Genomic DNA, 10,722 nt, shown 5'->3' with positions numbered 1-10,722 from the left:
CCGAAGGCTCCGACCCGGCGAGCCTTGCTTTCGACGCCATGACCCGCGCGCAGGAAACCGGCGCCGACCTTCTGCTGATCGACACGGCGGGCCGCCTGCAAAACCGCGCCGACCTGATGGAGGAGCTGGCGAAAATCGTCCGCGTCATCCGCAAGAAGGACGAGACCGCGCCGCATAACACCTTGCTGGTTCTGGATGCCACCACCGGCCAGAACGCGGTCGCGCAGGTCGAGATCTTCCGCAAGATCGCCGATGTCTCGGGCCTGGTGATGACCAAGCTCGATGGCACTGCCAAGGGGGGCGTGCTGGTCTCGCTCGCCGACAAGTTCGGCTTGCCGATCCATGCCATTGGCGTCGGCGAACAGATCGACGACCTCTCGCCCTTCGATCCGCAAGATTTCGCCCACGCCCTGGTGGGTCTTGCCGACTGACCTGATGCCATTTTCTGTTCAAAAATATCCTCGGGGGGTGCGGGGGGCAGACAGCCCCCCGGCGACGGTAGGTCTCGGGTGATGTCGGATTGGCTGATCTCGCTGGAGGGCACCCAGGGTGGCCATGACCTTGCGCTGGCCCTCGCGCTGATGGCCGCCGTGCTGCATGCGCTGTTCGGCGCGCTGCAAAAGGGCAGGCATGACCCCTGGCTCAGCCGCGCGGCGATTGATGCCAGCTATGGCCTGATCGCCCTGCCCTTCGCCCTGTTCGTCGTGCCCTGGCCCGAGGCGCGGATGTGGCCGATCCTGGCCGGTGTCTTTGTCATCCATGCGCTTTACAAGCTGCTGCAAGCCGCGGCCTATGATCGCGGCGCCTATACGGTGGTGTACCCCGTGGTGCGTGGCACCGGGCCGCTGGTGACGGTGGTGCTGGCGGGGGTGGTCTTTGGCGAGCATTTCGCGCCGGGGCAATGGCTGGGCGTGGCCTGCCTGTCGGGCGGGATTCTGGCGCTTGCGGGCTGGAACCTTGCGCATGTGCAAGCCGGGCGCGACACGCTGCTACCTGCCCTTGGCCTTGCGGCGCTGACCGGGCTGCTGGTCGCGGCCTATACGACCTATGACGCCTGGGGCATCCGGCAATCGCCCGACCCATTCACCTTTCTGGCGTGGTTTTTCGTGATTGACAGTGTTTTGATGCCGGCGCTGACCTTTCGGCGCTGGCGGGCGCTTGGCGTTCAGGGCATTCTGCCCTTGCTGCGGCGCGGCGTCTTCGGCGCGCTGGTGGCATTTGCAAGTTTCGGCGGCATCATGCTGGCCACAAGGCTGGACAAGGTGGGCGAGGCGGCGGTGCTGCGCGAGACCTCGACCGTCTTTGCCGCGCTGATCGGCTGGCTGGTGCTGGGCGAGCGCTCGGGCCGGGTGCAGGTGGGCTTGATGGCAGTGATCGCGGCGGGCGCCGTGCTGGTGGAATGGGGAGGCCGTTAGAAAATGGCAGGCAAAAAGATCAATCCGATCCTGAAGTCGGTGCTGGAACTGGGGCCGGTTCTGCTGTTCTTCATCATGTTCGGACGGATGAAGGATCAGACCTATCTGATTGGCGGCACGGAATATTCCGGCTTCATCGTCACCACGGCGGCCTTTGTCGTGCTGATCTGCCTGACGACGGGCGTGCTTTGGGCGCTGACCGGGCATCTGTCGCGCATGCAGGTGCTGACACTGGTGCTGGTGGTGGTGATGGGCGGGCTGTCGGTCTGGCTGAATGACGAGCGGTTCATCAAGATGAAGCCGACATTGCTGTATCTGATCTTCGCCGCCGTGCTGGGCTTTGGCCTTTTGCGGGGCAAAAGCTATCTCTCGGCGGTGCTGGACGAGGCTTTGCCACTGCGCGAGGAAGGCTGGCTGATCCTGACGAGGCGCCTGACGCTGTTTTTTGCCGGGCTGGCCCTGGCGAATGAGCTGGTCTGGCGCCTGATGTCGGATGCGGCCTGGGTGAATTTCAAGACCTTCGGCCTGACCTTCGCGCTGTTTGCCTTTTTCCTGTCGCAGGGCAAGCTGCTGGAGACCTATTCCGAGGCGGAGCCGCGCGGGTAAGCCGTCGGATATGGATATTTGAGCCAAGGTGAATGGGGGGGCGCCGCGCCCCCCTTTTTGCGTTTCAGCGTTTGAACAGGGTGTCGAGCGCCTGTTTGTCCATCTCGGGCTGGCGGGCCTCGGCGGCGACGGCGCGGCCGCGCTGGAAGGCCGGGCGGGCGGCCAGCGTGTCGAGCCAGCGCTTCAGATCTGGCTTGTCGTCCAGCGTTTGTTGCTGGCCCTCCCATCCCATCGCCCAGGGCCAGATGGCAATATCGGCGATGGTGAGCGCGTCGCCCGTCACGAAGGCGCGGCCCTGCAACTGACGATCCAGCACGCCGTAAAGCCGCCCGACCTCGCGGCGGTAGCGTTCCTGTGCATAGGGCAGCACCTGCGGCGGGTCCATCTGGGGCGCGTATTTCAGGAAGTGATGCGCCTGCCCTGCCATCGGCCCCACGCCGCCCATCTGCCACATCAGCCATTGATCGGTCGCCACCCGCGCGCGTTCCGTTGCGCCGTAAAGCTGGCCGGTCTTGCGCGCCAGATATTGCAGGATCGCCCCGCTTTCAAAGATCGCGATCGGCGCGCCATCGGGGCCATCGGGATCGACAATCGCGGGCATCCGGTTGTTGGGCGCGATTTTCAGGAAATCGGGCGCGAATTGCGCGCCCTTGCCGATATTCACCAGCCTGATCTCATAGGGCAGGCCCAATTCCTCCAGCGCGATGGTGATCTTGTGGCCATTGGGGGTGGGCCAGTAATGCAGCTCGATGGGGCGTTGCGTCATGGGGGGAACCTTCTGTTGCTGGCGCCATCATGGCCGAAAGCCCGCCAGAGGCAAGACGGCGCCGCCCGGACCGGCTGCGCGCCGGCCTGCCCTTTCCCCTCTGGCGGCAATCGGCTAGTGTCGCGGCGAAACCAGAGGGGAGAGTGCCGCTTGTCCAGATTCGACAGATATTTGCTGTCGCAATTGCTGGCGCTGTTTGGGTTTTTCTCGCTGGTGCTGGTGGCGATCTATTGGGTGAACCGTGCGGTCGGCCTGTTTGACGAGCTGATCGGCGACGGGCAGACGGCGCTGGTGTTTCTGGAGTTTTCGCTGCTGACGCTGCCCAATGTCATCCGGCTGGTGCTGCCGATTTCGGCTTTTGCGGCAACGGTTTACGCGGTGAACCGTCTGATGGGCGACAGCGAGCTGGTGGTGATGCAGGCGACCGGGTTTTCCTCGTTCCGGCTGGCGCGGCCCGTCTTGTATTTCGGGCTTTGCGTGGCACTGATGATGGCGGTTTTGCTGCATGTGCTGGTGCCTGCAAGCCGCGCCATGCTGGCTGCGCGCTCGGCCGAGCTGAGCGAGAATGTCACCGCGCGCTATCTCTCGGATGGGGAATTCATGCACCCGACCGAGGGCGTCACGCTGTATATCGCGCGGATCAGCGAGCGGGGCGAGCTGACGGATGTGTTCCTCGCCGATGACCGCAAACCCGAGGCGCGGCGCACCTATACCGCCAGCCGGGCGCTGCTGGTGCGGGGTGACAGCGGGCCGAAGCTGATCATGTTTGACGGCATGGTGCAGGATCTGGGTGTCAAGGAGCGCCTTTCGGTCACGCGGTTTGCCGATTTCACCTATGATCTGGGGCAGATGATCGACGCGGGCGCCCTGCCCGGCCGCACGATTGACGAGCTTTCCACCGCCGATCTGCTGCGCGCCGACCCGGCCATGCTGACCGAAACCCGCGAGGATCGCGCGGCCTTTCTGGCCGAGGGGCATTTGCGTTTCGCCATGCCCTTCCTGGCCACGGCGGCGGCGCTGATCGGGTTTTCGGCGCTGCTGCTGGGCGGGTTTTCACGTTTTGGCCTGTGGCGGCAGATCGGGCTGGCGGTGCTGATGCTGATCGGCTTGCAAACCGTGCATACCTGGGCCTCGGGTCAGGCTTTGCGCGACATGCGGGCCTGGCCCCTGGTCTATCTGGCGCCGCTGGTGGGGCTGGTGCTGTCGGGCCTTCTGCTGTGGCTGTCGCAGCGCCCGCGCCGCCTGAAACGCGAGGCTGCGGCATGACGCTGAGCCTTTACATCGCGCGGCGGTTTTTCTGGATGTTCCTGCGGGTGCTGGGGGTGTTTTTCGGCATCCTCATGCTGATCGACATGCTGGATCAGCTGCGCCGCCTGTCGGGGCGCGGGGTCGGCCTTGTGCAGGCGCTGGAGCTTTCGGTGCTGAACGTGCCGGAAAGCCTGTATAACATCCTGCCGTTGATCATGATCCTGTCGGCGGTTGCGATGTTTCTGGGCTTTGCCCGCTCGTCCGAGCTGGTGGTGGTGCGGGCGGCGGGGCGCTCTGGCCTGCGCTTCCTGCTGGCGCCGCTTGCGGTTTCGCTGGGCCTCGGCGTGTTGGCGGTGGCGGTGCTGAACCCGTTGGTCGCGGCCACGTCCAAGGCCTATGAGGCGCGCTATGCCGCCTATGCCCAGGGGGCGGAGCGGGTGCTTTCGGTCTCGGAGGACGGGCTTTGGCTGCGGCAGGGGGGCGATGGTTCGCAAACCGTCATCCATGCCACCCGCGCCAATGCCGACGGGACCGAGCTGTTCGGCGTGACCTTCCTGACCTTTGACCGCGAGGGCCTGCCGCAAGAGCGGGTCGAGGCGGAAAGCGCCCGCCTTGTGCCCGGCGCCTGGGAGCTGGCGCAGGTGAAGCGCTGGCGCCTGCTGGCGCAAAACCCCGAAACCGGGGCCGAGGCCAGCGCGAAAGGCGCGTTGCCCTCCGATCTGACGGCTGCGGCCATCCGCGACAGTTTCGGCAAGCCCTCCTCGATCCCGGTCTGGGAGCTGCCGGGCTATATTCGCGGGCTGGAACGGGCGGGCTTTACCGCGCGCAATCATCAGGTCTGGTTGCAGACGCAACTGGCACTGCCGCTGCTGATGAGCGCGATGGTGCTGGTGGCGGCGGGCTTTACCATGCGCCATGCCCGTTTCGGCGGCACCGGAATTCTGGTGCTGCTGTCGCTGATGGGCGGGTTTGCCATTTTCTTCCTGCGCAATTTCGCGCAAGTTCTGGGCGAGAACGGACAAGTGCCCGTGGTGGTGGCCGCCTGGGCACCGCCCGTTGCGGCGGCGCTGCTGGCGCTGACGCTGCTGTTGCATCTGGAGGAGGGCTGATGCGCCTTTCGCGGCTGATCGCCACCTTGCTGATTTCGGCGCTGCCCTTGGCCGCGCCGCTGGCCTTGCGCGCGCAGGATATGGCCTCGCTGCAAGCCGATATTGTGACCGTGACCGGCGACAGCCTGCTCCATGCCACCGGCGGGGTCGAGCTGCGCTATCGCGGCCAGATCCTGCGCGCCGCGGGTTTGCGCTATGACCGCGGCGCCGAAAAGCTGGAGCTGGACGGCCCGATCACCGTGACCGATGCCGAGGGCAACCTGATCACCGCCGAGGCCGCGACGCTTTCGGCCGATCTGACCGAAGGGCTGATGACCTCGGCCCGCATCGTGCTGGATCGCCGGATGCAGATTGCAGCGCGGCAGATCTGGCGCAGCGAGGGGCGCTATACGCAGCTGACCGACTCGGTCGCCTCCAGCTGCGAGGTCTGCGCCATCTCGCCCACGCCGCTTTGGGAGATCCGCGCCAGACGCGTGATCCATGATCAGGTGGAGCGCCAGCTTTGGTTCGATGGCGCGCAGCTGCGCTTTGTCGGCATTCCGGTGGCCTATATCCCGCAATTGCGCATGCCCGACCCGACGCTGGATCGCGCCACCGGCTTTCTGTCGCCGCGCCTGCGCACCACTTCGGAACTGGGCACCGGGTTGAAGCTGCCCTATTTCATCACGCTGGGCCCCTCGCGCGATCTGACGGTGACGCCTTACCTTTCGACCCAATCGGCGCAGTCGCTGGAACTGACCTATCGGCAGGCCTTCCAGACCGGCACCGTCGAGATCAGCGGCGCCACCTCGCGCGACCGCATCCGCCCCGGCGAGGATCGCGGCTATCTGGCGGCCAAGGGCAGCTTTGCCTTGCCCGATGGCTTTACGCTCAGTTTCTCGGGGCTGGCGGTCAGCGATCCCTCTTATCTGGTGGATTACGGCATTTCGGATACCGACCGGATCGAAAGCCGGATCGAGGCGACGCGAACCCGGCGCAATGAGTATATCTCGGGGCGGCTTTCCGCCTTCCGCTCGATCCGCGATACCGGGAATGGCATTGAAAGCAACGCCACCTTGCCGACACTGGTGGGCGATTTCACCTGGCATCGCCGTTTCTCCGGCGGTCCGCTGGGCGGCGAGGCGGGGATGAAATTCCAGACCCACAGCCATTACCGCGCCTCGGATGATCCGCGCGACACCGATGCCGATGGCATTGCCGATGGGCGCGATCTGTCGCGCATGTCGCTGCGGCTGGATTGGCGGCGCAACTGGATCATCGGGCCGGGGCTTGTGGGCACGGTGATGGGGGAAGGCAGCGCCGATATTTACTCGATCCGGCAGGATGCGGTCTATCAGGGCACGATCAGCCGCCTCCATGGCGCGGCGGCGGCAGAGCTGCGCTGGCCTTGGGTTGGCTCTACCGCCGATGGCGCCAGCCATGTGATCGAACCGGTGGTGCAATTCGTGGCGGCGCCTTCCGACAATGCCGATATTCCCAATGAAGACAGCGCCTTGGTGGAGTTTGACGAGGGCAACCTGTTCTCGCTGGGGCGGTTTTCCGGCTCGGACGCGCGCGAGGAAGGCAACCGGGTGAATGTCGGCCTCAGCTGGACGCGGTTTGATCCGGCGGGCTGGTCATTGGCTTTTGCCGCCGGTCGGGTGTTCCGCACCTCCGATGAGGGCCAGTTCTCGGCGGCCTCCGGCCTTGATGGCGCCACCTCGGATTGGCTGCTGGCCAGTCAGGTCAGCTTTCCCGAGGGGCTTTCGGCCACGGGTCGGCTTCTGGTGGATGATGTCGACGGGCTGAGCAAGGCCGAGCTGCGGTTGGATATGGACCGGGCCGAGTTTGGCCTCTCCACCTCTTACGTCTGGGTGCAGGCCGATGCGGCCGAGAACCGCGCCACCGATACCGAAGAGCTGTTCCTGGATGGCCGCCACGGCCTTGGCCGCAATTGGACGGGCCGGGTCTCTGGCCGCTATGACATGGAGGCCGACCGGCTGAACCGGGGCGATCTGGGGCTGGAATTCCGCAACGAATGCCTGCGCGTCGATCTTTCCCTCTCGCGCCGCTTCACGACCTCGACTAGTGTCAAGCCGACCACGAATGTGGGGGTCTCGGTCGATCTGCTGGGCTTTGGCGGATCGGCAAAAGCCGGACCGGCGCGGGGATGCCGCGGATGAGCCGGGAAAGATCGCCCCACCTGACGACCACAAGCCGGACCTGCAAGAGAGACCGCTGCAAGATGACCCGTTTCCTGCCCCTGCTGACCGCCAGCCTGATTGCCCTTGCCGCGCCGATGGCGCTGCCCGGCCCCGGCTTTGCGCAGGACAATCTGTTCGCGCCGCGCCTGGTGATCAATGATCAGGCGGTCACCGAGTTCGAGTTTCAGCAGCGCCGCCTGTTCCTGCAACTGCTGCGCGCGCCCGGCGATCTGGACAAGGTGGCGCTGGATGGGTTGGTGGATGACCGGCTGCGCATGCAGGAGGCCAAGCGCTTCAAGGTCACCCTGAAAGAGGAGGATGTGCGCAAGGGGATGGAAGAATTCGCCTCGCGCGCCAATCTTTCGGCGGATGATTTCATCAAGGCCTTGGGTCAGGCCGGGGTCGAGCCGGAAACCTTCCGCGATTTCGTGACCTCGGGGCTGGTCTGGCGCGAGATCGCGCGGGGCAAGTTCGCCAATTACGCCAAGGTCAGCGATGAGGAGATCGACCGCGCGATCGAGGCCGAGACCCGCAAGATGGCCCTGACCGTCGCGGTGTCGGAGCTGATCATCCCCGCCCAGCCGGGGCAAGAGGAGGCGGCGCTGGACCTCGCGCGACGGCTGAGCCGCGAAATCCGCAGCGAGGGCGCCTTTGCGGCGGCGGTGGCCAATTACTCGGCGGCGGCCTCGCGTCAGCGCGGCGGGCGGCTGGATGCCATGCCGCTGGCCAATCTGCCGCCGCAGATTTCCTCGGTCGTGCTGCCGCTGGCGCCCGGTCAGGTCTCGCCGCCAGTGCCGATCCCCGGCGGGGTGGCGCTGTTCCAGCTGCGGTCCATCACCGAGGGCAAGCCGACCGATGCCGCCCCGGTCGAGGTGGAATATGCCCGCCTGACCCTGCCCGCCGAAAGCGCCGCGCAAATGGCGATGGTGCAGACCAAGGCGCAGACCTGCAAGGATATTTACGGCCTGCTGCCCGATCTGCCCGCCGATCAGCTGGTGGTCGAGAAGGCCGCGATGTCGGCCATTCCGGCCGATACCGGCCTGACGCTGGCGCGCATGGACCCCGGCGAAAGCGTGATGCGCGCGCGGGGGGCGGCGCAGGAATTGCTGATGCTGTGCAGCCGCGCGCCGGTTTCGGAAACCCCGGTGGACCGCGAGGGGCTGCGGGTGCGGCTGGTCAATCAGAAGATGGAAAAGATGGCCGATCAATATCTGGCCCGCCTGAAGGCCGATGCCATCATCCGGACCCCGTGATCCCATGGCGGTGCTGGCTCCGATCGCGCTGACCTGCGGCGAGCCCGCAGGCATTGGCCCCGAAATCGCCGTGAAGGCGCGCGCCGTGCTGGGTGACAGCCTGCCCTTCTTCTGGATGGGCGATCCGCGCCACCTGCCCGAGGGCAGCCCGCATCGGCTGATCACCCGCCCGGCCGAGGCGCTTTCGGTGCCGGGGGGCGTGTTGCCGGTGCTGCCGCACCCCTTTGCCGCACCGGCCACGCCGGGCAAGATCACCTATGCCAATGCGCGCGGGGTGATCGAGGTGATTGCCCGCGCCGTCGATCTGGTGACGCGGGGCGAGGCCTCGGCCATCTGCACCGCGCCTTTGCACAAGAAGGCCTTGAAGGATGGCGCGGGCTTCGTGCATCCCGGCCATACGGAATTTCTGGCCTATCTGGCGCAGGTCGAGGATGTGGTGATGATGCTGGCCTCGCCCAAGCTGCGGGTGGTGCCGGCGACGATCCATATTCCGCTGGCCGATGTGCCACGCGCGCTGACGGCGGCCGGGCTGGAAAAGGTCATCCGCATCACGGCGGCGGGCTTGCAGCGCGATTGCGGCCTGCCCCGTCCGCGCATGGTGGTGGCCGGGCTGAACCCCCATGCGGGCGAAGGCGGCGCCATGGGGCATGAGGATGCCAGCCTGATTGCCCCCGTGGTGGCGAAACTGGCCGCCGAGGGCTTTGACATTCGCGGGCCGCTGCCCGCCGACACGCTGTTCCACGCGCGCGCGCGCGCGGGATATGATGTGGCGATCTGCATGTATCATGATCAGGCGCTGATCCCGATCAAGACGCTGGATTTTGACGGCGGGGTGAATGTGACCCTGGGCCTGCCCTTCGTGCGCACCTCGCCGGATCATGGCACGGCCTTCGACATCGCAGGCAAGGGCGTGGCGATGGCAGACAGTCTTGTGGCGGCGCTGCGCATGGCGCATGAGATGGCCAGCGCGCGCCTGCGGTAAACTCCGGGGCGCTGCCCCGGACCCCGGGATATTTGGATCAGGTTGAAAGCAGGAGCCGCGAGAATGGCGACGATTGATGGTTTGCCGCCGCTGCGCGAGGTGATCCGGGCGCATGATCTGGTGGCGAAAAAGCAGTTGGGGCAGAACTTCCTGCTGGATCTGAACCTGACCGCGAAGATCGCGCGGCAGGCGGGCGATCTGTCGGGCTGCGATGTGCTGGAAGTGGGGCCTGGCCCCGGCGGCCTGACGCGCGGGCTGTTGGCCGAGGGCGCACGGCGGGTGCTGGCGGTGGAGAAAGACCCGCGCTGCCTGCCCGCGCTGGCCGAGATTGCGGCGGCCTATCCGGGAAAGCTCGATGTCATCAATGGCGATGCGCTGGAGGTGGATGTTCTGGCGCATCTGACCCCGCCGATCCGGGTTGTGGCGAACCTGCCCTATAATGTGGGCACCGAGCTGCTGGTGCGCTGGTTGACGCCGGACAACTGGCCGCCCTTCTGGGACAGCCTGACGCTGATGTTCCAGAAAGAGGTGGCCGAGCGCATCGTGGCCAAGCCGCGCAGCGATCATTACGGGCGGCTGGCGCTGCTGGCGCAGTGGCGCTGCGAGGCGCGGATCGTGCTGCATCTGCCGCCCGAGGCCTTTACCCCGGCCCCCAAGGTGCATTCGGCGGTGGTGCATATCACCCGCCTGCCCGGCCCGCGCTTTCCGGCCAACGAAAAGGTCTTGAGCCGGGTGATCGCCATGGCGTTCAACCAGCGGCGCAAGATGTTGCGTTCGTCGCTGAAGGCCCTGGGGCCGCAGATCGAGGACCAGCTGCGCGCGGCGGGGCTGGAGCCGACGGCACGGGCGGAGGAGATTTCGCTGGAGGGATTTTGCGCCTTGGCACGTCAGGTGGCGGGCGAGGCTTGAGCTAGCCGCACTGTCAAAATGAAACGGCCCGCCAGATGGCGGGCCGTTTGCTTTGGGTCACTCTGCCGCCTCGGGCGAGTCGGGCTGTTCGGCCTTGGGCTTTTCCGCCTTGGGTTTGCGCGGCGCTGCGGGCTTTCTGGCTTTGGGCTTGGCCTCGCTGGCCAGCGGCAATTCAGGCTGCGGGGCCACAGCCGTTTCGGCCTGCGCGGCGGGCTGAGCGGCCGTCTGGGGCGCGGTCAGCTCCGGTGCCG

Annotated in this window: 9 protein-coding genes and 2 pseudogenes; 9 read left to right on the top strand and 2 right to left on the bottom strand. The window is 66.2% G+C overall.

The window, feature by feature from the left end; translation table 11 throughout:
• The 3 genes and pseudogenes from JNN06_RS11535 to JNN06_RS11525 form a co-directional block, all read left to right on the top strand.
• A pseudogene (locus JNN06_RS11535) lies at positions 1-431 on the top strand (signal recognition particle-docking protein FtsY); the annotation flags it as partial.
• Positions 432-512: 81 nt separating this feature from the next.
• Positions 513-1,415, top strand: a complete 903-nt coding sequence (locus tag JNN06_RS11530; RefSeq protein ID WP_291239738.1) for an EamA family transporter — start codon at positions 513-515, stop codon at positions 1,413-1,415.
• A 3-nt stretch (positions 1,416-1,418) separates the two neighbouring features.
• Complete coding sequence (locus tag JNN06_RS11525) at positions 1,419-2,021, top strand: inner membrane-spanning protein YciB (protein WP_291239737.1); 603 nt, start codon at positions 1,419-1,421, stop codon at positions 2,019-2,021.
• Positions 2,022-2,085: 64 nt separating this feature from the next.
• Here the strand turns inward: JNN06_RS11525 and JNN06_RS11520 are convergent, their stop codons facing one another.
• A complete protein-coding gene (locus tag JNN06_RS11520) occupies positions 2,086-2,787 on the bottom strand; it encodes a glutathione S-transferase N-terminal domain-containing protein (protein ID WP_291239736.1) in 702 nt (233 codons plus the stop codon).
• Between the two features lie 150 nt (positions 2,788-2,937).
• On the opposite strand from JNN06_RS11520, the gene lptF reads away from it, so the two are divergent.
• The 6 genes from lptF to rsmA all read left to right on the top strand — a co-directional run bounded on the left by lptF (position 2,938) and on the right by rsmA (position 10,471).
• A complete protein-coding gene (gene lptF, locus JNN06_RS11515; protein WP_291239735.1) occupies positions 2,938-4,053 on the top strand; it encodes an LPS export ABC transporter permease LptF in 1,116 nt (371 codons plus the stop codon).
• Complete coding sequence (lptG, locus tag JNN06_RS11510) at positions 4,050-5,144, top strand: LPS export ABC transporter permease LptG (RefSeq protein ID WP_291239734.1); 1,095 nt, start codon at positions 4,050-4,052, stop codon at positions 5,142-5,144. Before lptF ends, lptG begins: the two co-directional genes overlap by 4 nt.
• Positions 5,144-7,306: an LPS assembly protein LptD gene (gene lptD / locus JNN06_RS11505; RefSeq protein ID WP_291239733.1), complete on the top strand. Its 2,163-nt coding sequence runs from the start codon at positions 5,144-5,146 to the stop codon at positions 7,304-7,306. The genes lptG and lptD overlap by 1 nt, the downstream gene beginning before the upstream one ends.
• Before the next feature lie 62 nt (positions 7,307-7,368).
• Entirely contained in the window at positions 7,369-8,580 is a 1,212-nt protein-coding gene (locus JNN06_RS11500) for a peptidylprolyl isomerase (RefSeq protein WP_291239732.1), read from the top strand.
• Between the two features lie 10 nt (positions 8,581-8,590).
• Positions 8,591-9,562: a 4-hydroxythreonine-4-phosphate dehydrogenase PdxA gene (gene pdxA / locus JNN06_RS11495; protein ID WP_291239739.1), complete on the top strand. Its 972-nt coding sequence runs from the start codon at positions 8,591-8,593 to the stop codon at positions 9,560-9,562.
• A 63-nt stretch (positions 9,563-9,625) separates the two neighbouring features.
• A complete protein-coding gene (rsmA, locus tag JNN06_RS11490; RefSeq protein WP_291239731.1) occupies positions 9,626-10,471 on the top strand; it encodes a 16S rRNA (adenine(1518)-N(6)/adenine(1519)-N(6))-dimethyltransferase RsmA in 846 nt (281 codons plus the stop codon).
• 57 nt (positions 10,472-10,528) lie between these two features.
• On the opposite strand, the pseudogene JNN06_RS11485 reads toward rsmA, so the two are convergent.
• Positions 10,529-10,722: pseudogene (locus tag JNN06_RS11485) on the bottom strand (peptidase M23); the annotation flags it as partial.

This window comes from Gemmobacter sp. (assembly GCF_016792925.1).
Taxonomy (GTDB): domain Bacteria; phylum Pseudomonadota; class Alphaproteobacteria; order Rhodobacterales; family Rhodobacteraceae; genus Gemmobacter.
Note: the sequence above shows the minus strand (reverse complement) of the source record. Positions and strands in the feature narration are given on the sequence as shown.